Below are 20,146 nucleotides of genomic sequence, written 5' to 3'. Positions count from 1 at the left end.
CTCTCGCACCAGGTACGGTCGTCGTCGTGTCTGCAGTTGCGGCGATGTCCTGGTGGCAAGTCATCTCGTTGGCTGTCGTGCAGGGTCTGACCGAATTCTTGCCGGTTTCCTCATCGGGACACCTGGCTGTGGTGTCGCGGGTTTTCTTCAGCGACGATGCCGGTGCTTCTTTCACTGCGGTCACCCAGCTGGGCACCGAAGCCGCCGTACTTGTCTACTTCGCCCGCGACATCGTGCGCATCCTGCGGGCCTGGTTCGACGGTCTGGTGGTCAAGTCGCATCGCAACGCGGACTATCGCCTTGGCTGGTACGTCATCATCGGAACCATCCCAATCTGTGTGTTGGGGCTGCTGTTCAAGGACGAGATTCGGTCGGGCGTGCGAAACCTGTGGGTGGTGGCCACGGCGCTGGTGGTGTTCTCTGGGGTAATCGCGCTTGCCGAATACCTGGGCCGCCAGAGCCGTCAGGTCGAACAGCTCACCTGGCGCGATGGCCTGGTGGTCGGGGTTGCCCAGACCCTGGCGCTGGTTCCTGGGGTTTCTCGGTCCGGCTCGACCATCAGCGCCGGCCTGTTTCTGGGGCTAGACCGTGAGTTGGCCGCCCGGTTCGGCTTCCTGCTCGCCATACCGGCGGTGTTCGCGTCCGGGTTGTTCTCCCTGCCCGATGCCTTCCACCCCGTGACCGAGGGCATGAGCGCTACCGGTCCGCAGCTATTGGTCGCCACCCTCATCGCTTTTGTGGTCGGCCTCGCCGCGGTGTCATGGTTCTTGCGGTTTCTGCTGCGCCACAGCATGTATTGGTTCGTTGGCTACCGGGTGGTGGTTGGCGTGGTGGTGCTGATTCTGCTGGCTACCGGTACGGTCGCGGCGACATGACCGTCATCCTGTTGCGCCACGGCCGGTCCACTTCGAACACCGCAGGCATTCTGGCCGGTCGTTCCGAAGGGGTCGACCTTGACGACAAAGGGCGCCAGCAGGCCTCGGGGCTGATCGACCGGATCGGTGATCTGCCGGTCCGTGCGGTGGTGTCCTCCCCGCTGCTGAGGTGCCGCACCACCGTCGAGCCGCTGGCCGATGCGCTGTGTCTGGAGCCGCTGGTCGAAGAGCGACTCGCCGAGGTGGACTACGGGGACTGGACCGGCCGCAAGATCGCTGAGCTGGTCAACGAGCCGCTGTGGCGAGTGGTCCAGGCGCACCCCAGTGCCGCGGTGTTCCCGGGCGGCGAGGGTTTGGCGCAGGTGCAGGCGCGGGCGGTGGCCGCCGTTCGCGAACACGATCGACGGCTGGCCGAGGAGTATGGGGGCGATGCGCTCTGGCTGGCGTGTACCCATGGCGACGTCATCAAAGCGGTGGTGGCCGATGCCTACGGTATGCACCTGGATAGCTTCCAGCGGGTGACCGCCGACCCCGCATCGGCGAGCGTGATCCGCTACACCCAGCTACGGCCGTTCGTGCTGCATGTCAACCACACCGGTGCGCGGCTGTCCGCAGGACTGCGCGCGGGCCTTCCCCCGAAGGCGGCGCCGGACAAGCCAGACGAAGAGCCCGACAAGGTTCAGACTGAGTCAGTCGGTGGCGTGCCGTCCGGAGACGCGGTGGTCGGCGGCTCGACCGACTAGGGGAGCGGTCCCACCGCTGTGGTTTAGCGGTGCGGACCCCCTGCGAATCCCACGACAACGCCATCTGCACGGTATTTTGGAGGTGCCATGGCCCGCGCAATTCACGTATTCCGTACACCCGACCGATTCGTGGCCGGGACTGTTGGTCAGCCCGGAAATCGCACGTTCTACATCCAGGCGGTGCACGACAAACGAGTCGTGTCGGTGGTCTTGGAGAAGCAGCAGGTCGCGGTCCTCGCCGAGCGCATCGGCGCGTTGTTGCTCGAGGTCAACCGCAGGTTCGGCACACCGGTTCCCCCGGAACCCGCCGAGGTTGACGATCTAAATCCGCTGATCATGCCGGTGGACGCCGAATTTCGGGTCGGGACCATGGGGTTGGGCTGGGACTCGGAAGCTCAGACCGTGGTCGTCGAATTGTTGGCGGTCACCGACGCGGAGTTCGACGCTTCGGTGGTGCTCGATGACACCGACGAGGGTCCCGACGCGGTGCGGGTCTTCCTGACGCCGGAGTCGGCGCGGCAGTTCGCCACCCGGTCCAACCGGGTCATCTCGGCGGGGCGCCCGCCGTGTCCGCTCTGCGACGAGCCGCTGGACCCCGAGGGACATATTTGTGCGCGCACCAATGGCTATCGGCGCGATGTGTTGCTCGGGTCCAGCGATGACCCCGAGGAATGATGAACGCGAGGTAGTGCGGGACGGCGAGCTGACGGTCCTCGGACGTATTCGTTCGGCCAGCAACGCCACTTTCCTGTGCGAATCCACCCTCGGCGACAACACCGTGCACTGCGTCTACAAGCCGGTTTCGGGTGAACAGCCGCTATGGGACTTTCCTGATGGCACCCTGGCCGGCCGCGAACTCAGCGCATATCACGTTTCGGCCCAGTTGGGCTGGAACATCGTGCCCTACACCGTGATTCGAGACGGACCCGCCGGGCCCGGGATGCTGCAGCTGTGGGTACAGCAACCCGGTGACGCGGTTGGCGCCGATCCCCGGCCCGGGCCCGACCTGGTCGACCTGTTTCCCTGCGGCAAGCCGCAACCGGGTTACCTGCCGGTCCTTCGCGCGTACGACTACTCCGGCGACGAGGTCATCCTGATGCACGCCGACGATGTCCGGTTGCGGCGGATGGCGGTGTTCGACGTCCTGATCAACAATGCCGACCGCAAAGGCGGGCACATCCTCTATGGCGTCGACGACCGGGTGTACGGGGTCGACCATGGCGTGAGCATGCATGTCCAGGACAAGCTACGGACAGTGTTGTGGGGCTGGGCGGGCAAGCCGATCGATGATCAGACCCTGCGGACGGTTGCCGGGTTCATCGATGATCTGCGTGGGAAGCTGGGCGAGACGCTGGCGGGCCTGATCACCCGTGCCGAGATTGTCGCTCTGGGCAGGCGGGCGGAGATGTTGCTGGACAATCCCGTGATGCCTGGACCGGACCGCCACCGCCCAATACCGTGGCCGGCCTTCTAGAAGGTCGTCGGGAGTCCGATGCGGCGCGTTTGACCGTTCCTGATCGCCGTTGTGGGTGCGACGTGTTTGGTCCGGCATGAGCGCGCGTGCCAACTCGGCGATACTTGTGCGGTGAGCCACCCGCCCGCGCGCCACCTGACCGATGCGGAGCTGGCTGCCGACCTCGCGGTGGACGCTGGGAAATTGCTGCTGGCCGTGCGGGAAGAGGTTGGTTTCGACCATCCATGGGCGCTTGGTGACGCCGGTGACTTCCAGGCGAACTCCCTGCTGCTACGGCGGCTACGGGCGGAGCGGCCCGGTGACGCGGTGCTCAGTGAGGAAGCTCACGACGACCTGGTGCGGCTGAAGTCTGATCGGGTGTGGATCATCGATCCGCTGGACGGCACCCGCGAGTTCTCCACGCGTGGCCGGGACGACTGGGCGGTTCATGTCGCGTTGTGGCAGCGTCGCGCCAACGGCAGGCCCGAGATCACCGATGCTGCCGTGTCACTGCCGGCCCGCGGCAACATCGTTTTCCGCAGCGACACGGTGACCGCCGACGCCGCACCGGTCGGGGTGCCGGATGTCATTCGGGTGGCGGTCAGCACCACCCGTCCGCCGGCAGTCCTCTATCACGTCAGTCGGACGCTGGCCATCCAACCAGTCGCCATTGGTTCGGCCGGCGCCAAGGCGATGGCCCTCATCGAGGGCAAAGCCGATGCCTATCTGCACGCCGGAGGCCAATGGGAATGGGACTCGGCGGCGCCGGCCGGCGTGGTGATGGCCGCCGGCATGCACGCATCCCGATTGGATGGGTCGCCGCTTCGGTACAACCAGCTGGACCCCTACCTGCCCGATTTCGTGATGTGTCGCCCCGAGCTGGCGCCTGTGCTGCTCGATGCCATCCGACAGGTGTGGCGGTAAAACCGCTACCGGTTGGATCGGCCCCGTCCTACCGACCTAGTCGACGCCGCCAGTCTCTGGCCGACAGCATTCTGATCACCTTCTCCGCGAAGCTGCCTTTCTTGCGGCTATAGGGGTACCAGAGCAACTCCTTTTTCATCGCGACCCGCTCGGCGACGATGCTCTTGGGGTGGCAGTACTTGCGGATGCCTTCGGCGCCGCCGGAGCGGGTGCCCAACCCCGACTCTTTCCTGCCGGCCATCGGAACCCCAATTTGAAAGATGCCGGTGATCACATTGTTAATGTTCACGGTGCCGGTATTCAGGCGCCGGGCAATGTCAATTGCCTTTGCTTTGTCGCGTGTCCAGACGCTGCCGGACAACCCGAATCGGCAATCGTTGGCTTTCTCGATCGCCTCCGCAACGTCGCGCACCTTCATCACCGGCAAGGTCGGGCCGAATGTCTCCTCACGCATGCAGTCCATGTCATGGTCGACATCGACCAGCACCGTCGGTTCGTAGAACAACCCGTCCCCGCCGGGATCACGCGTTTTGCCGCCGATGAGAACCTTCGCGCCCTTGCGGACCGCGTCGTCGACGTGTCGAGACACGATCTCGAGTTGTTGCGCGGTAGTCATCGAGCCTATTTCGCACGAATAGTCATGCCCGGCATCCATGCCCTGACGCAGCTGCGCTGTCCTGGCCACCAATTTGCTCACGAACGTGTCAAATACCGGGGCCTCGACATAGATCCGTTCCACCGAAATACAGACTTGGCCGGTGTAGGCGAATCCGCCCCAAACCGCGCCATCGACCGCCCTGTCGATGTCGGCGTCCGCGCAGACGATCATCGCGTCTTTGCCGCCAAGTTCCAGCCCGCACGGGATCAACCGTTCGGCCGCGGCGACGGCGATCCGGCGCCCGGTGCCCACCGAACCGGTGAACATCACGTAATCAACGACGTCGACGAGGGCCGCACCGGTTTCTCCGAAACCGAAGACCACATCGAGCACGTCCGGTGCACCGATCTGCTTCCACCCCTCCACCGCGTGCTGCCAGGCCAATGGCGTGAATTCCGAGGGCTTGGACAGCACGGCGCATCCGGCCAACAGGGCGGCGGGAACGTCGAGCAGCGGTACCGACAACGGACCGTTCCACGGGGTGATGACGCCGACCAGGGGATACGGCTCGTAGACAATGGTCAGCTTCTTGGCCGCGTTGGCTGCGCCGTATGGGCGCACCGGCTGGTCGGCCAAAAACTCTGCGGCGTTGTCGATCCAGTAGTTGATGACCTGCACGGTGGCGATCTCGATACCCGCGTCACCCCAGGACTTGCCCGTTTCCAGCTGCAGCGGCGTCAGCAGATCATCGCGGTGGTCGAGCATCCAATCGCGCCATCTGCCCAGCCAGTACGCGCGGCCGGACACACCCAATCGCTGCCACTCGGGTTGTGCGGCCCGTAGCCGTGCCGCCGCCGCCGCAACGCCATCGACCGTTGTGACTGGGACGGTTCCGACGATCTCGCCGGTGGCCGGACATTTGACCACCACTTCATCGCGGGTGTCGGCTTCGGCCGGGTTTGCCTGATTTGTCGTATCCATCATCACTGCCACCGCCTTTGCCGCCGGCGCCAACCGGAGCTGTTCGTACGGTACCCAGCAGACCACAAATTTCCGGGTTTGCAGAGCCCATTTTGAACAAGCGCGGAACCCCTCGGCAATGCCCAGCGGCCAGTATCTCCGCGTTTGCCCGGCTGCGCGTGATCGCCGGGCCGCGCTGGAACGTGGGTCGCCCCGCGTGAGCCCGATGGCCGGGCTCCTCCTCGGCCCGCACCGCGGGCCGCATCGTCGCCCAGCGTGAGCCCGATGGCCGGGCTCCTCCTCGGCCCGCACCGCGGGCCGCATCGTCGCCCCGCGTGAGCCCGATGGCCGGGCTCCTCCTCGGCCCGCACCGCGGGCCGCATCGTCGCCCCGCGTGAGCCCGATGGCCGGGCTCCTCCTCGGCCCGCACCGCGGGCCGCATCGTCGCCCCGCCTAGAGTCGAGGCATGCAATCTTGGTCGTCTGCACCGGTTCCCATCGTGCCGGGGCGTGGGCCGGAACTCCGGCTCTACGACACCGCTGACCGGCAAGTGCGTCCGGTGGCGCCGGGAAACACGGCCACCATGTACGTCTGCGGGATCACGCCCTATGACGCGACGCATCTGGGCCACGCCGCGACCTATCTGGCATTCGACTTGATCCATCGTCTGTGGCTGGATCTCGGCCATGAGGTGCGCTACGTGCAGAACGTCACCGACGTCGACGATCCGCTGTTCGAGCGAGCCGACCGTGACGGCGTCGACTGGCGTGACCTGGCCGCCCAGGAGGTAGCGCTGTTCCGCGAGGACATGGCGGCGCTGCGGGTCCTCTCGCCCCACGACTACGTCGGGGCTACCGAGGCGGTTGCCGAAATCATCGAGCTCGTCGAGAAACTGCTCGCTTCCGGCGCCGCCTACGTCCTGGACGGCGAACATCCCGACGTCTACTACCGCTCCGATGCCACACTGCAATTCGGCTACGAGTCCGGCTACGACCGCGACACCATGCTCGGCCTGTTCGAGCAGCGTGGCGGTGACCCGGGCAGACCAGGCAAGAACGATGCGCTCGACGCTCTGCTCTGGCGCGCGGCGAGACCCGGGGAGCCCAGTTGGCCGTCACCGTTCGGCCCCGGCCGGCCGGGCTGGCACATCGAATGCGCGGCCATCGCACTCAGCCGCGTGGGCAGCGGTCTGGACGTTCAGGGCGGCGGCAGCGACCTGATCTTCCCGCACCACGAATTCACCGCCGCGCACGCCGAATGCGTCACGGGCGAGCGGCGATTCGCGCGGCACTACGTACACGCCGGCATGATTGGCTGGGACGGACACAAGATGTCCAAGAGCCGCGGCAACCTGGTGCTGGTATCGGGGTTGCGTGCCGAGGGAGTCAACCCGGCGGCGGTCCGGCTGGGGCTGCTGGCCGGGCACTACCGGGCCGACCGGTTCTGGTCCCAGCAGGTGCTCGATGAGGCGGTCGGTCGGCTGCAGCGCTGGCGCGCCGCGACGACATTGCCGGCCGGTCCAGACGCGGCGGCGGTTGTGGCCCGGCTGCGCCAGTATCTGGCCGACGATCTGAACACCCCCAAAGCGATTGCGGCACTCGATGGTTGGGCCACCGATGCGCTCGACTACGGAGGCCATGACGAGGTAGCGCCAAGGTTGGTGGCCAGCACCATCGATGCGTTGCTGGGGGTAGACCTGTAGCCCACGGTGGTACGTTTTCGGCCATGACATCGGTGCAGGACAAAGTCGTCTTCATCACGGGCGGTGCTCGCGGCATTGGGGCAGAGGTCGCCCGTCGCCTCCACAACATGGGCGCCAAACTGGTGCTGACGGATCTGAGCGAGGCCGAGCTGGCGACGATTGCGGCCGAACTCGGCGGAGACGACCGAGTGCTCACCGTGGTTGCCGACGTACGCGATCTGCCCGCCATGGAGGCGGCCGCCAATCAGGCCGTCGAGAAATTCGGCGGCATCGACATCGTGATGGCCAACGCCGGCATCGCCAGCTACGGTTCGGTGCTGCAGGTGGATCCGGAGGCATTCAAGCGGGTGCTGGACGTCAACGTCATCGGTGTTTTTCACACCGTGCGTGCCACCTTGCCGGCGGTCATCGAACGCCGCGGCTACGTGCTGATCGTCTCTTCGCTGGCTGCCTACGCGGCATCTCCCGGGCTGGCGCCGTACAACGCGTCGAAGGCCGCGGTCGAGATCTTCGCCAACGCGCTTCGACTGGAAGTCGCAGACCGTGGCGTCAGCGTCGGGTCGGCGCACATGTCGTGGATCGACACCGCTTTGGTTCGTGACACCAAGGGCGACCTGCCCGCGTTTGCTGAGCTGCTGTCCAGGCTGCCCTGGCCGTTGAACAGGACCACCTCGGTGAACAAGTGCGCGGCCGCCTTCGTCAAGGGCATCGAAGGTCGCAAGACCCGTATCTACTGCCCGGATTGGGTGGGACTGTTCCGCTGGCTCAAACCTGTGCTCTCGACGTCGCTGGGTGAACTGCCCGTCCGCAAGGCCACAGCCGAGCTACTGCCCAGGCTGGACGCTGAGGTGGCGGCGCTCGGGCGCTCCACCAGTGCCTACAACCAGGGCTTGGAAAAGCCGTAGCCGCGGGCTGCGCAGAAGGAAGTCGGTGACGCCGTGAGGGTGGCTGTTTGCGGCGCCGGCATCGCGGGGCTGGCACTGGCGGAGCGGATGTCGGCGCTGGGTGCCGAGGTCGTGCTCGTGGAGCGCTCACCCGGTCCGCCGACTCAGGGCGCCATGATCGACCTGTTCGGAGCTGGATACGAGGCGGCCGATGCGATTGGCATCCTGGACGCGATTCGGGACGTCTCCTATTCCATCGGTGACACCGGCCTGGTCGATGAGCTGGGCCGACGTCGAGCCGGTCTGCCCTACGGGCGCATCGCCAAGGCACTCGAAGACAGGCTGTGCCGGATAACCCGAACCGATCTGCACAAGGTCCTGCTGGACAACCTTCCGACCAATGTCGACCTGCGGTTCGGTACCTCGGTGTCGGAGGTGACGCACGGCGACGATCGCGCGGTGGTGACCCTGGACGACGGTGCGCGCCTCGATGTCGATCTACTGGTCGGCGCCGACGGGATCCACTCCACGGTGCGGGCACTGGCGTTCGGCGCCGAAGCGCAATATCTGCGCTACCTGGGATTTCATTTCGCGGCCTTCGTCTTCGACGCCTCTGACATGGACGACACGGCCGGCGATCACGTCGTCATCACCGACACCGTCGACCGGCAACTGGGTCTCTACGCCCTGCGTAATGGCCAGACGGCGGTCTTTGCGGCCTATCGCGCTGCCGATCCCGAACCGCCTCCCGACGCCCGTGCGGCGCTACGGGACCGATTTGCGGGCATGGGCTGGCTGGTGCCCGAGGTGCTCGAGAGATGCCCGCCATCGGGGGACATCTACTTCGGGCAGGTTGCACAGGTCGAGATGCCGCGCTGGAGCACCAACCGTGTGGTCCTGGTCGGCGACGCGTGCTCGGCGGTGTCGCCGCTGACCGGGCCGGGTGCCTCGCTGGCGCTGGCCGGCGCATACGTGCTGTCCGAGCAGCTGCGCAGAACGTCATCGGTGGAGCGCGCGCTGGACTTCTACGAGCGGCTTTGGCGTCCGACGGTCGAGCAGAAGCAGGAAAGCGCGCGCGCGGCCTCCGGCTGGATGCTGTCGCCGTCGTCCTCACAGCTCTCGATTCGCCGCGCCGGGCTGCGCTTCACCTGGCGCCCGCTGATCAACCGATTCGTTGAGACATCCTTGGCCGGTGAGCCCACCGCCGTCATAGCCATGCTGCGCCAGGGGATGTCAGACTCCGACAGCCCGATTGCGCCCAACTAGGTTTGCCGCAGCGGCGCTGACTGGGACAGACCGGCTAGAGCTCGGCGGGCTAGAGTCCAAAACCCGGCCGGCGGCGCCGCAGATAGCGCTCGAATTCGGCGGCCAGTGCGTCCCCGTCGATCTTGCCCAGCGCGTCGTTCATTTCGACCGCTTCATCGCCGTGCTTCTCCAGCGTCTGCACGTACTCGGCCAGCTCGTCGTCATCAGAGGTCATCTCGGTGATCTCTTGCTCCCACACCTCGGCTTGGGCGGGCAGGCTCGACAGCGGTACCTCGATGTCGAGCACGTCCTCGACGCGGCGTAACAGCGCCACCGTGGCCTTGGGGTTCGGCGGGTGCGATACGTAGTGCGGCACCGCCGCCCAGAACGTCACCGCCGGGATCCCGGCCGCCACACACGCGTACTGAAACACTCCCGCAATGCCGGTGGGGCCCTCGTAGCGCGTTTCTTCCAGACCGAAGACCCGCGCCGACTCGGCCGAGTAGGCCGCGCCCGATACCGGGACCGGGCGGGTATGCGGCGTATCGGCCAGCAAGGCCCCGAGGATCACGACGGTGTCGACGTTGAGTTTCTCGATGATCGCCAGCAGCTCCGCACAAAATGTGCGCCAGCGCATGTTGGGTTCCAACCCGCACATCAATACGACATCGCGGTCACTGTCGGGTGGGCGGCAGTGCGAGATCCGCATCGCTGGCCACTCCAGCTCCCGGGTAACCCCGTCGATCTGTCGGATGACCGGCCGATTCACCTGATAGTCGTAGTAGGCCTCGTCGTCGATCTCCACGATGGGAGTCGCGTTCCAGATGGCGGCAAGGTGTCCGACCGCGTCGCTGGCGGCGTCGCCCGCGTCGTTCCAGCCCTCAAACGCCGCCACAACCACGGTCTTGTGTAGTTCGGGCAGCTCTCGGCTGGCATCGGACGGGGTCATCTGGTCAGCCTAAGGCCTCGAGCGGGTTAGCTGAGCGCATGCCTCCTGACCGGCCGGATATCGCAGGCGCAATCGGTCGGTCGCTGTCAATGGCTGAGGGAATTGCATAGCGCCACTATTTTTGCTGTGTGACTGCCGCTGGCAGGCCCCCCTTACGACACTGATCTCCTCGTGCTGCAGCGAGATCCTCAACGAAACCCGCCCTGACGTGCTGGAAACCATCCACCGGAACTATTTCGAGTCCGGTGCTGACGCGGTAGAGACCAACACCTTCGGCTGCAACCTGTCCAACCTCGGCGACTACGACATCGCCGACGAGATCAGGGACCTCTCGGAGAAAGGCACGGCGAGGACTACTTCAAGCTCGGCTATCGAGGTGCCCGCTTCGCCTTCGGCTACGGCACCTGCCCCGATCTGGAGGATCGCGCCAAGATGATGAAGCTGCTGGAGCCCGAACGCATCGGCGTGACCTTGTCCGAAGAACCGCAGTTGCACCCCGAGCAGTCGACGGACGCCTTTGTGCTGCACCACCCTGAGGCGAAGTACTCCAATGTCTAGCAGGGGTCGGCATCGGTCCAGGTGCGTGGCAGCATGGGTAGCGTTGTGGTTTCGGCGAATCTGGTTTCCCTGCCCACGGTGAGCCTATCCGGTTGTCCAGCAATTGTTTTGGAGATTTCTCGGGAAAATCCATACGCATTCGCGCCGTGTTCGCTGACGGCGCTTGGCTCCGCTGCTGGTGGGTCCACCGTGGTCGGGTATCCGTCGGCGTCAAGGAATTCATAGCGGTACTGGCGTAGGCGTTTTTGTGCCGTCCGGGCTCTGCGGGAGGCGGCTCGGGCCTGGTCGCCGGGCAGTCTGGCGGCCGGTGCCACGGCGTCGGCGGCGGCACCGGCAAGCGCTTTGCCGTTTGTCGTCGGAGTGCGCCCGCCGCCGTCGGGGCCGAGGACGGCGTAAAAGCTCTGGGCGGCAACGGGTCCAGCGGAGGAGGGGCCCGATGGCGCGGCGGCCGCGTGCGCAGTGGGAGTCGACCCGGCAACGGTAGCGCCGGTGCTAACGCTGGCAACGGCGACGCCGGTGGTCGCGGGTGAGATCTGATGGCTCGGCGGTCCGGACTGCGCACCGCCGGGCAGGGGTGGCGCCGTTTGTGGTGGGGTGCTGATGCCGGCAAGCCCGGCCAGCCCTACAGTCACGGCCGGTAGCCCGAGCGGACTGATTGCCGGGGTGAAAGGGCCGAAGTAGATCATCGGGTCTAGCACCGCGTATGCGACGAACTTGAACACCGACCCGGATGCGAATGAGATGAATGAGTCCAGAACGTGGACAACAAATTTTTCCAACGGCCCCGAGAGCGTCTCGGCTGCCAGGTTGCGCAGGAAATTCAGGAAGCCCTGAAGCGCTTGGAGGATGATTTTCACTGGGTCGGGCATGGAGCTGGTCGCGGCGGGGGCGGCGTCGGCCGTCATGATCTGGGGTGACGGCGAAGTCCGGGGCGTCGCCGTCACGCTGTGTTGGCTGACAGCCTGATAGCCGGCCATGGTGATGGCGGCCTGGACCCACATCCGCATGTAGTCGGATTCGTTGAACGCGATCGGGATGGTGTTGATCCCGAAGAAGTTGGTGGCCATCAATGCGCCGTGCACAGCGTGGTTGGTGGCCAGCTCGGCGAGGGTGGGCATGGCCGCCAAGGCCGAGGTATATCCGGCGGCCGCGGATTCGTGGGCGTTGGCCGCCGCGTTGGCTACCGCGGCGGCCTGGGCCAGCCAATCGAGAAACGGTTGGTGCGCCGCGACAAATCGCTCGGCCGTCGACCCGTCCCAGGAACCGGTCCGCACGGCCGCGAGCAGCTGGGTGAGTTCGTCCGAAATGTCGGTGTATTGCGCGGCGAGGGCGCGCCATGCTGCTGCCGCCGCCAACAGTGCGCTGGGGCCCGGACCGGTGGAGAGCAGGGTCGAATGCACCTCGGGGGGAAGCGCGAACCAGATCGGGAAGGTCATGAGCCGCCTCCTCCATCGCAGAATAAAGTAAGGCTAACCTATTTTAGGTTAGCCTAATGTAGCGAGGGGGCGGGCGCAGGTTGGGGTGTGGTCGGCGTCGGCGCGGCCCGGTCGAGGGTGGGTCAGTCGGCTTGCCCGGTTTGGGCGGGGTCGCCGCGCGCCTCGGGTCGGGTTAGCTGAAGTCCCCCCCTCCAAAGGGGTGGTGCCTGGGTATTTGATCGCGGTTGAATATTGCCGCTTGCGGAAATATTTGTGCGACATATTTGAAAGTCCTATGAACGCCAGGGAATGCTCCAAAAGTTGCCGATGGAAATGGTAGTCGTAGACGACCGTGTCAGTGGTTAGTTTGCCGAGCGCTCGACATATGTTGTGCGATGAGTGGGTGACGTAGCGATGTGGTACTTATCGGTGGCGCCGGACGAGTTGGCGGCGGCGGCAACGGAACTGCGCGGCGTCGGCTCGATTGTCAGCACGGTCAATGCGGCAGCCGCGGTTCCGACCACCGCGCTTTGGCCCGCCGCTGCCGATGAGGTCTCGGCCGCCATAGCGGCGCTGTTTTCCAGCCACGCCCAGCAATATCAATCGCTTAGTGTCCAGTTGTCGGCGTATCACGACCAATTCGTTCGAGCCCTCGGCGCCGGTGGCGCTTCTTATTCGCTCGCCGAGGCCGCCAGCGCGTCACCGCTGCAGCAGCTGCTTGACCTGGTCAACCTGCCCAGCCAGACGCTGCTCGGCCGCCCGCTGATCGGCGACGGCGCTGACGGCACCGCATCGGCCCCCAACGGAGGTGCCGGGGGTTTGCTCTACGGCAACGGGGGCAACGGCTACGACAACAGCGCAAGCGCCGGGGTTGCCGGCGGTGCCGGCGGATCTGCCGGATTGATCGGTAACGGTGGCATCGGTGGTGCCGGTGGGGCACTCGCGGCGGGAGGTGCAGGCGGGACCGGCGGGCTGCTGTTCGGCAACGGCGGGTCCGGTGGGGCCGGTGGACTGGGTGCAGTGGGCGGCCAGGGGGGTGGCGCCGGGGCGCTGTCACTGGTCGGAAGCGGTGGCGACGGTGGGCACGGCGGCGAGGGAACGCCAGGCGGATCCGGCGGCACCGGCGGCGGCGGCGGCAGTGCGGGACTGTTCGGGCGCGGTGGTTTCGGTGGGAGCGGCGGGACGGGCGGCGATGGTGTCGTGGGTAGCCCGGCCGCGCTGGACGGCGGCGCCGGTGGGGCCGGGGGATCGGGTGGCCGCGGCGGACTGTTCGCGGTGGGCGGCGATGGCGGCCACGGCGGGATCGGCGGCAACGGAGCTCGTGGCGCCGACGGGGTCGGCGATGGTGAGTCGGGCACCGCGGGCGGCAACGGCGGTGCAGGTGGTGCTGGTGGCGTGGGCGGCACCGGGATCTTGTCGGGTTCTGATGGCGTTGGCGGCGGTGGCGGTAACGGTGGTCGTGGCGGTGATGGTATTCGGGGTGCGGATGGGGTGCTCGATGGTGAGTCGGGTTACTTGGGCGGCAGCGGCGGGGCTGGCGGTGCCGGTGGTGCGGGTGGCGGCGGGAGCCAGGTGGGTTCTGATGGTGTCGGCGGCGCCGGCGGCACCGGGGGCGCCGGTGGTCACGGGGCCCGGGGCGCCGACGGCCTTCTCGATGGTGAGGCGGGCTCCAAGGGCGGCGCCGGCGGGGGTGGTGGCGCAGGCGGTGCGGGTGGCGCCGGGAGTCAGGCCGGATCCGACGGTGTCGGTGGTGCGGGTGGCCACGGCGGGGACGGCGGTCACGGCGCCTACGTCGACGGCAAAGGTGGTGGCGGCGGCGGGGCCGGTGGTCGCGGGGGCGACGGGGGTGACGGGGACACCGGTGGTGCTGCCGGCAACGGTGGCGACGGGGGCGAGGGCGGGAATGCTGTGGCCAATTCAGGGCGGGGAGGCGGGACCGGTGGAGCCGGCGGTGTCGGTGGGGACGGCGGCAACGGTACAAACGGCGTCGGGGGGGCCGGCGGTCACGGCGGGATGGGCGGCAATGCCGGCAGCAGCGACGCCGCAAATGGTGCAGTCGGGAGCCGCGGCGGTGACGGCGGTGCCGGCGGTAAGGGCGGGCAGGGCACCACCGGTGGCGACGGCGGTAACGGTGGATCCGCCGGCAAAGGCGGGACAGGGGGTTCCGCAGTTCAGACCAACGACGCGGGTAATGGCGGTGACGGCGGCGCCGGAGGCGACGGTGGCATCGGCACGCTCGGGCCCGGCGGTGACGGCGGTGCCGGCGGTAATGGCGGATCCGGCGGTGACGGCAATACCCAGCCCGTCGGCCACTCGCTCGGCGGTGGCGGTGGCGTCGGCGGCAACGGCGGACAAGGGGGTGCCGGCGGCCAGGGCATCACCGGCGGTTCCGGCGGGGCCGGCGGTTCCGGCGGAAATGGCGGCACCGGCGGGGACGACACCGAAAACGCCGAGCCCAGCGCCGGCGGCGCCGGCGGCGAGGGCGGTATGGGCGGCGGCGGCGGTGACGGAGTCGTCGGGACCGGCGGTATGGGCGGCGGCGGTGGTCAAGGCGGCGCGGGTGGCGATGCCATCGACAGCGTGGGCGGCATCGGCGGTAAGGGTGGCGGCGGTGCTGACGGCGGTGGCGGCGGCGCCAGCTCGACCAGCACTGGCGGCGCCCCAGGCGGCGTCGGCGGCGATGGTGACGACGGCGATCCCCCGACCGGCCAGACCGGCGGCGGCGGCGGTACCGGCGGTGGTGGCGGCGCGCCGGGTGTTGTCTGAGCAAGCCGGCGGCTGGGCTGCGGCAGCACCAGGTGGTCAAAGTGGCCGACGGTGGGCATGCCACTGATGGGGTAACTCGGCCGCCAGGTGAAACCGCCGTGACTTTGCCTGGTGAGGCATGAAACAATCGCTGGCCGTGAAGACCTTCGAGGATCTGTTCGCCGAACTCGGTGACCGCGCCCGCACGCGGCCGCCCGGCAGCGCCACGGTGGCGGCGCTGGATGCCGGGGTGCATACCTTGGGTAAGAAGGTTCTGGAGGAAGCCGGCGAAGTCTGGCTGGCCGCCGAGCATGAATCCAACGAGGCGCTGGCCGAGGAGATCAGCCAGTTGCTGTACTGGACCCAGGTGTTGATGATTTCGCGCGGAGTGTCTCTCGACGAGGTGTACCGGAAGCTGTGAGCATGTTGCGGGTGGCGGTTCCCAACAAGGGCGCCCTGAGCGAACCGGCCACGGAGATTCTGGCGGAAGCCGGCTACCGGCGGCGCACCGATCCAAAAGACCTGACGGTCATCGACCCGGCGAATAACGTCGAGTTCTTCTTCCTGCGGCCCAAAGACATCGCCATCTACGTCGGCTCGGGACAGCTCGACTTCGGGATCACCGGACGTGATCTGGTCCACGATTCCGATGCGCAGGTGCGCGAGCGCTTGGCGCTGGGATTCGGGTCGTCGAGTTTCCGCTACGCCGGCCCCGCCCAGCGAGATTGGACGATGGCCGATCTCGCTGGCAAGCGGATCGCCACCGCGTATCCGAATCTGGTCAGAAAGGATCTGGCCGCCAAGGGTATTGAAGCAACGGTGATCAGACTCGACGGGGCGGTGGAAATCTCCGTGCAGCTGGGTGTGGCCGATGCCATTGCCGATGTGGTGGGCTCGGGCCGCACCCTGCGGTTGCACAATCTCGTCGCATTCGGTGAGCCGCTGTGTGACTCGGAGGCGGTGCTGATCGAGGGGAACGGCCGCGACGGCGCGGCCCAGGTCGAGGCCCGCGATCAGCTGGTCGCCAGGGTGCAAGGCGTGGTCTTCGGCCAGCAATACCTGATGCTGGACTACGACTGCCCGCGCGCGGTGCTGGACAAGGCCACCTTGATCACCCCTGGCCTGGAGTCGCCGACCATCGCCCCACTCGCCGACCCGGAATGGGTTGCAGTGCGGGCATTGGTGCCGCGCCGCGATGTCAACGGCACCATGGACGAACTTGCCGCCATCGGGGCCAAAGCCATTCTGGCTTCCGATATCAGGTTCTGTCGGTTCTGAGCATGTGCTATGGGGCGTTGCTGTGTTAGCGTCCCGCTAGGGCCGATTGCCCGCTAGTTGCATGGGCATTCCCCTTCACGTCGCCAGGCTGTTCGTCTGTCCCAGGAGGGATCGTTGTGACGCACTTTGTTGTTCTGCTGCTGGCTCTGCTCATCGGCGTTGTCGCTGGCCTGAGGTCGATGACGGCTCCAGCCGTGGTCTCCTGGGCCGCGTTCTTGAGCTGGATCAATCTTCATGGAACATGGGCGTCCTGGGTGGGCAACCTCATCACGGTCGTCATCCTGTCGGTCCTCGCGGTTGGCGAGCTGGTCAACGACAAGCTCCCCAAGACCCCGCCGCGCACCGCGCCACCGGTGTTCGCGGTTCGAATCATCTTGGGTGCCTTCGCCGGTGCAGTCATCGGCACGGCGTGGGGTTATCGGTGGGGCGGGCTCGGGGCAGGAATCATCGGCGCCGTCCTGGGCACCCTGGGTGGCTACCAGGCGCGCACCAAGTTGGTGGCCGCGCGCGGCGGCCACGATCTGCCCGTCGCACTGCTGGAGGATTCGATCGCTGTCCTGGGTGGTTTTGCCATCGTTGCGACAGTGGCCGCCCTGTGACACAGCATTACGACGCGATAGTCGTCGGTGCCGGCCAGGCCGGCCCGCCATTAGTGGGTCGGCTGACCGCCGCGGGCGAGCGCGTTGCGATCGTGGAGCGCAAGCATGTCGGCGGTACCTGCGTGAACTCCGGGTGTATCCCGACCAAGACGCTGGTCGCCAGTGCGCACGCCGCGCAATTGGCCCGCCGTGGCGCCGAATACGGTGTCGGTACCGGCCTCATCAGCGTGGACATGGCCAAAGTCAAGGCACGCAAAGACGGCATCATGCTCGCCGACCGTAAGGGTGTCGAGGATTGGCTGGACGGCATGAACGGCTGCACCGTGTTCCGCGGGCACGCCAGATTCGAGGATCCGCACACCCTGCGGGTCGGTGACGACCTGTTGAGTGCGGACCGGATATTCCTCAACGTCGGTGGCCGCGCGGTGGCTCCGAACATCCCGGGGCTTGCCGACATCGATTTCCTGACCAACGTGTCCATCCTCGAACTCGACACGCTGCCAGAGCATTTGGTCATCGTCGGCGGCAGCTATATCGCGCTGGAGTTCGCCCAGATGTACCGTCGTTTCGGTGCTCCGGTCACCGTCGTCGAGCGGGGACCGAGGCTGGCTTCCCGCGAGGACGAGGACGTCTCGGCCACCATCCGAGAGATCCTGGAGGCCGAAGGCATCAACGTTGTCGTTGGTGCCGACGACGTGCGAATCACTAAGCGCGACAGTAGCGTTGGCGGCTTCGAGCTGACTCCCTGCGCGGGCGCGGTCCCCATTGCGGGCAGTCATCTATTGCTCGCGGTGGGGCGTCGGCCCAACACCGATGACCTGGGGCTGGAGGCCGCCGGGGTGCAGACCGACGCCCGCGGCTACATCGTGGTGGACGACCAGCTCAAGACCAGCGTCGACCACATCTGGGCGATGGGCGACTGCAACGGCAAGGGCGCCTTCACTCACACGTCGTACAACGATTTCGAGATCGTTGCGGCCAATCTGCTCGATGACGACCCACGCCGGGTCAGCGATCGCATCACCACCTACGCCCTCTACATCGACCCGCCGCTGGGTCGGGCCGGGATGAGTGTTGCTCAGGCCCAGGCGACCGGCCGCAAGCTGTTGGTCGGCAAGCGGCCGATGACCAGGGTCGGTAGGGCCGTGGAAAAGGGTGAGACGCAAGGCTTCATGAAGGTGGTCGTCGACGCGGACACCGACGAGATCCTGGGAGCGACGATCTTTGGCGTGGGCGGTGACGAAGCCATTCACGCGATCCTCGACGTGATGTCGGCCAAAGCGCCCTACACCACGTTGTCACGAACGATGCATATCCACCCCACGGTCAGCGAACTCGTTCCCACGATGTTGCAGGAGATGGCGCCGCTGGTCTAGTGGCGATCATCAGCGCAGCGGGATGGGGCACAGCGGGTTTCACCCCGGGACATCGACTTCTCCTGGCGCAATCGTTGTTGGCTTTGTCGGTAGGAACGCCGCGGGAAAATACGCCAGCGCCCCGAGGACGGCGGCCACCGCGAACGTCAGCGTGTAGGCATGCGAAAGGTCATGCTGCAACTCGACCAAAAAATCGGGGCCAACCGCTCGCGCCGGTACCGCCGAGGGGGCAATCGGCACGACGTGGCGCTCGGCGTTCTCGCGCAACACCGCCATGTTGTTTGCTGTCGAGATGGTGTGGCTCCGGCAGAACTGGTTGGTCAGGATCATCGACATCAGTGCCGCACCTATCGAGCCGGATATCTGCTGATTGACGCTGATCAGCGCCGATCCGCGGGCGATCTGATGCGGGGCCAGGACTCGCATTACCGACGCGGCGAGCAGCAGTCCGGTGCAGCCCAAGCCCATACCGGCGACGGTCAGGCCGGCCAGCAGCGTGGGCAGATAATCTGCCTCGTTGGCGACTCCGAAGACGAATGTGCCCGTTCCGGTGGCAATCAGAGTGAGTCCGATCAGCACCACCTTGCGTGGACCGCGGCTGTCCATGAAGGCGCCGGTAAGCGGCATGGTCAGCATGGCTCCGAATCCGATAGGGACCATCATCAGCCCGGACCGCATTGGAGTCTGGTGTAGCAGTTGCTGAAAGTAGCTCGGCAGTAACAGGCTGGCACCCGCCGCCCCGGCGACGTACAACAGCAGCGCCAGGTTGGCCAGCCGGACCACTCGGTCGGTAAACAACCGCAGATCGATTAGCGGGTGATCCGTTCGATACCAGGCGTGCAGGGCGAACGCGGTAATCAACACCGCACCGCTGATCGCCGGTACCCACACGCGGTGATCGGTTACCGTGCCCGACCCTGGGATTGCTGATACTCCCAACAAGAGCATCGCGATGCCGGGCAACAGCAGTAGCATGCCGATGAAGTCGAAGCGTTCGGACGGTTTCGGTGGATCCTCCGGGACGAGGATCGCGGCAAGGCCGAATGCCAACAGGCCGGCCGGCACGTTGATCAGAAAAATCCATTGCCAGCCGTACGAGTCGATCAGCCAACCACCCAGAATCGGTCCCAACATCGGGGCAGTCAGCATGGGAATGGCCCCTACCGCGAGCAGGCGGCCGAGCCGCTTTGGGCCCGCCTGGTGGGTCACGATGGCGAGGACCAGCGGCCCCAGCACGCCCCCACCGATACCCTGCACCACGCGAAATGTGATCAGTAGCCCAATGTTCGGGGCGCTCGCACACAGCATTGAGCCGAGCGTGAACGTCGCAACCGCGCCCATGAACAGCCGTTTGGCGCCCAATCGGTCGGCCGCCCACCCTGTCATTGGCGTAGCGGTGGCCATTCCAAGCATGTAGCCGGCCACGGTCCAGGCGACAGTGGCCTGGGTGGAATGGAATGCCACGGTGAAGGTGCGTTGCGCGACGGTGACGATGCTGATGTCGAGGTTCGCCATGATCGCGGCTATCAGGCACACGCCCGCAATTCGGATGGTCGGCCAGTCGAGCCGGTCGGGATAGTTGTCTGGAGTCGGGCCCAGCTGCGTCGCAGTGGCGCGTGCATCGGCCCCGCAGGGCTCCATCGCGAGACACCTTGTACGGCACGGGTTGCTTTCGCAGCCCCGATCAGTTCGAAAATTGTTATTCATGCTCTGGTGAATTCACTGAGAGTTGTCTTATCCGCGAAAATACTTCTCAAAAGGCAACGATTTCCCACGCCCTGGCTGCATCGGGTTCGCGCGGTTCGCGCGTGAAATCGATGACGAGCCGCCAGCCAGTCGACA

The 20,146-nt window shown here is 66.4% G+C and carries 18 protein-coding genes and 1 pseudogene; 15 read left to right on the top strand and 4 right to left on the bottom strand.

What is annotated here, in order from left to right; genetic code table 11:
* Nucleotides 1–44 precede the first annotated feature (44 nt).
* The 5 genes from CCUG20998_RS15075 to CCUG20998_RS15055 all read left to right on the top strand — a co-directional run bounded on the left by CCUG20998_RS15075 (nt 45) and on the right by CCUG20998_RS15055 (nt 3,995).
* Nucleotides 45–875, top strand: coding sequence for an undecaprenyl-diphosphate phosphatase (locus CCUG20998_RS15075; RefSeq protein WP_036455725.1), 831 nt, complete (start codon nt 45–47; stop codon nt 873–875).
* A complete protein-coding gene (locus CCUG20998_RS15070) occupies nt 872–1,618 on the top strand; it encodes a histidine phosphatase family protein (RefSeq protein ID WP_020725561.1) in 747 nt (248 codons plus the stop codon). The genes CCUG20998_RS15075 and CCUG20998_RS15070 overlap by 4 nt, the downstream gene beginning before the upstream one ends.
* Nucleotides 1,619–1,705: 87 nt before the next feature.
* The gene (locus tag CCUG20998_RS15065; RefSeq protein ID WP_011740344.1) at nt 1,706–2,293 is read left to right on the top strand and encodes a DUF3090 domain-containing protein; all 588 of its coding nucleotides are present in this window, start codon (nt 1,706–1,708) and stop codon (nt 2,291–2,293) included.
* On the top strand, nt 2,277–3,092 hold the full coding sequence (locus CCUG20998_RS15060) for an SCO1664 family protein (protein WP_036455724.1): 816 nt from the start codon (nt 2,277–2,279) through the stop codon (nt 3,090–3,092). Before CCUG20998_RS15065 ends, CCUG20998_RS15060 begins: the two co-directional genes overlap by 17 nt.
* A gap of 111 nt (nt 3,093–3,203) precedes the next feature.
* On the top strand, nt 3,204–3,995 hold the full coding sequence (locus CCUG20998_RS15055) for a 3'(2'),5'-bisphosphate nucleotidase CysQ (RefSeq protein ID WP_020729332.1): 792 nt from the start codon (nt 3,204–3,206) through the stop codon (nt 3,993–3,995).
* Nucleotides 3,996–4,023: 28 nt separating this feature from the next.
* Here CCUG20998_RS15055 and CCUG20998_RS15050 read toward each other — a convergent pair whose 3' ends face one another.
* On the bottom strand, nt 4,024–5,640 hold the full coding sequence (locus tag CCUG20998_RS15050; RefSeq protein WP_103654028.1) for an aldehyde dehydrogenase family protein: 1,617 nt from the start codon (nt 5,638–5,640) through the stop codon (nt 4,024–4,026).
* Between the two features lie 379 nt (nt 5,641–6,019).
* Between CCUG20998_RS15050 and mshC the strand changes: the two genes are divergently transcribed.
* From mshC to CCUG20998_RS15035, 3 genes are read left to right on the top strand one after another with little or no spacing between them, the layout of a single operon-like run.
* A complete protein-coding gene (mshC, locus tag CCUG20998_RS15045) occupies nt 6,020–7,255 on the top strand; it encodes a cysteine--1-D-myo-inosityl 2-amino-2-deoxy-alpha-D-glucopyranoside ligase (RefSeq protein ID WP_020729330.1) in 1,236 nt (411 codons plus the stop codon).
* Nucleotides 7,256–7,278: 23 nt separating this feature from the next.
* Nucleotides 7,279–8,160: an SDR family oxidoreductase gene (locus CCUG20998_RS15040; RefSeq protein WP_020729329.1), complete on the top strand. Its 882-nt coding sequence runs from the start codon at nt 7,279–7,281 to the stop codon at nt 8,158–8,160.
* Between the two features lie 33 nt (nt 8,161–8,193).
* Nucleotides 8,194–9,405 carry an FAD-dependent monooxygenase gene (locus CCUG20998_RS15035; protein WP_036455723.1) on the top strand — a complete coding sequence of 404 codons (1,212 nt, stop codon included), beginning with the start codon at nt 8,194–8,196 and terminating at the stop codon, nt 9,403–9,405.
* Between the two features lie 49 nt (nt 9,406–9,454).
* On the opposite strand, the gene CCUG20998_RS15030 is transcribed toward CCUG20998_RS15035, so the two are convergent.
* Complete coding sequence (locus CCUG20998_RS15030) at nt 9,455–10,333, bottom strand: PAC2 family protein (RefSeq protein ID WP_011740337.1); 879 nt, start codon at nt 10,331–10,333, stop codon at nt 9,455–9,457.
* Between the two features lie 208 nt (nt 10,334–10,541).
* Between CCUG20998_RS15030 and CCUG20998_RS28135 the strand changes: the two genes are divergently transcribed.
* Complete coding sequence (locus tag CCUG20998_RS28135) at nt 10,542–10,769, top strand: homocysteine S-methyltransferase family protein (protein WP_038579880.1); 228 nt, start codon at nt 10,542–10,544, stop codon at nt 10,767–10,769.
* A pseudogene (locus tag CCUG20998_RS15020) lies at nt 10,682–10,891 on the top strand (vitamin B12 dependent-methionine synthase activation domain-containing protein); the annotation flags it as partial. The gene CCUG20998_RS28135 and the pseudogene CCUG20998_RS15020, both read left to right, overlap by 88 nt.
* On the opposite strand, the gene CCUG20998_RS15015 reads toward CCUG20998_RS15020, so the two are convergent.
* Nucleotides 10,888–12,327, bottom strand: coding sequence for a PPE domain-containing protein (locus CCUG20998_RS15015; protein ID WP_020729324.1), 1,440 nt, complete (start codon nt 12,325–12,327; stop codon nt 10,888–10,890). The pseudogene CCUG20998_RS15020 and the gene CCUG20998_RS15015 sit on opposite strands and share 4 nt — an antisense overlap.
* Before the next feature lie 393 nt (nt 12,328–12,720).
* Here CCUG20998_RS15015 and CCUG20998_RS15010 point away from each other — a divergent pair, with 393 nt between their 5' ends.
* From CCUG20998_RS15010 to CCUG20998_RS14990, 5 genes are all read left to right on the top strand, one after another.
* Nucleotides 12,721–15,072: a PE family protein gene (locus CCUG20998_RS15010; protein WP_020729323.1), complete on the top strand. Its 2,352-nt coding sequence runs from the start codon at nt 12,721–12,723 to the stop codon at nt 15,070–15,072.
* Between the two features lie 118 nt (nt 15,073–15,190).
* Complete coding sequence (locus CCUG20998_RS15005) at nt 15,191–15,472, top strand: phosphoribosyl-ATP diphosphatase (RefSeq protein ID WP_011740335.1); 282 nt, start codon at nt 15,191–15,193, stop codon at nt 15,470–15,472.
* Between the two features lie 2 nt (nt 15,473–15,474).
* Nucleotides 15,475–16,329, top strand: coding sequence for an ATP phosphoribosyltransferase (gene hisG, locus CCUG20998_RS15000; protein WP_015356102.1), 855 nt, complete (start codon nt 15,475–15,477; stop codon nt 16,327–16,329).
* Between the two features lie 116 nt (nt 16,330–16,445).
* Nucleotides 16,446–16,928: a glycine zipper 2TM domain-containing protein gene (locus CCUG20998_RS14995; protein ID WP_020729322.1), complete on the top strand. Its 483-nt coding sequence runs from the start codon at nt 16,446–16,448 to the stop codon at nt 16,926–16,928.
* Nucleotides 16,925–18,304 carry an FAD-containing oxidoreductase gene (locus tag CCUG20998_RS14990; protein ID WP_020729321.1) on the top strand — a complete coding sequence of 460 codons (1,380 nt, stop codon included), beginning with the start codon at nt 16,925–16,927 and terminating at the stop codon, nt 18,302–18,304. Before CCUG20998_RS14995 ends, CCUG20998_RS14990 begins: the two co-directional genes overlap by 4 nt.
* 39 nt (nt 18,305–18,343) lie before the next feature.
* Here the strand turns inward: CCUG20998_RS14990 and CCUG20998_RS14985 are convergent, their stop codons facing one another.
* Complete coding sequence (locus CCUG20998_RS14985; protein WP_020729320.1) at nt 18,344–19,945, bottom strand: DHA2 family efflux MFS transporter permease subunit; 1,602 nt, start codon at nt 19,943–19,945, stop codon at nt 18,344–18,346.
* Nucleotides 19,946–20,146 lie beyond the last annotated feature (201 nt).

It is taken from the genome of Mycobacterium marinum (assembly GCF_003391395.1).
GTDB lineage: Bacteria > Actinomycetota > Actinomycetes > Mycobacteriales > Mycobacteriaceae > Mycobacterium > Mycobacterium marinum.
This window is presented reverse-complemented; position numbering and strand designations above follow the sequence as displayed.

What these genes read in the sequence shown, in the direction of transcription:
- CCUG20998_RS15075 (WP_036455725.1), top strand. Translation starts at nt 45, where the DNA reads ATGTCCTGGTGGCAAGTCATCTCGTTGGCTGTCGTGCAGGGTCTGACC.
- CCUG20998_RS15070 (WP_020725561.1), top strand. Translation starts at nt 872, where the DNA reads ATGACCGTCATCCTGTTGCGCCACGGCCGGTCCACTTCGAACACCGCA.
- CCUG20998_RS15065 (WP_011740344.1), top strand. Translation starts at nt 1,706, where the DNA reads ATGGCCCGCGCAATTCACGTATTCCGTACACCCGACCGATTCGTGGCC.
- CCUG20998_RS15060 (WP_036455724.1), top strand. Translation starts at nt 2,277, where the DNA reads ATGACCCCGAGGAATGATGAACGCGAGGTAGTGCGGGACGGCGAGCTG.
- mshC (WP_020729330.1), top strand. Translation starts at nt 6,020, where the DNA reads ATGCAATCTTGGTCGTCTGCACCGGTTCCCATCGTGCCGGGGCGTGGG.
- CCUG20998_RS15040 (WP_020729329.1), top strand. Translation starts at nt 7,279, where the DNA reads ATGACATCGGTGCAGGACAAAGTCGTCTTCATCACGGGCGGTGCTCGC.
- CCUG20998_RS15030 (WP_011740337.1), bottom strand. Translation starts at nt 10,333, where the DNA reads ATGACCCCGTCCGATGCCAGCCGAGAGCTGCCCGAACTACACAAGACC.
- CCUG20998_RS15015 (WP_020729324.1), bottom strand. Translation starts at nt 12,327, where the DNA reads ATGACCTTCCCGATCTGGTTCGCGCTTCCCCCCGAGGTGCATTCGACC.
- CCUG20998_RS15010 (WP_020729323.1), top strand. Translation starts at nt 12,721, where the DNA reads ATGTGGTACTTATCGGTGGCGCCGGACGAGTTGGCGGCGGCGGCAACG.
- CCUG20998_RS15005 (WP_011740335.1), top strand. Translation starts at nt 15,191, where the DNA reads ATGAAACAATCGCTGGCCGTGAAGACCTTCGAGGATCTGTTCGCCGAA.
- hisG (WP_015356102.1), top strand. Translation starts at nt 15,475, where the DNA reads ATGTTGCGGGTGGCGGTTCCCAACAAGGGCGCCCTGAGCGAACCGGCC.
- CCUG20998_RS14985 (WP_020729320.1), bottom strand. Translation starts at nt 19,945, where the DNA reads ATGGAGCCCTGCGGGGCCGATGCACGCGCCACTGCGACGCAGCTGGGC.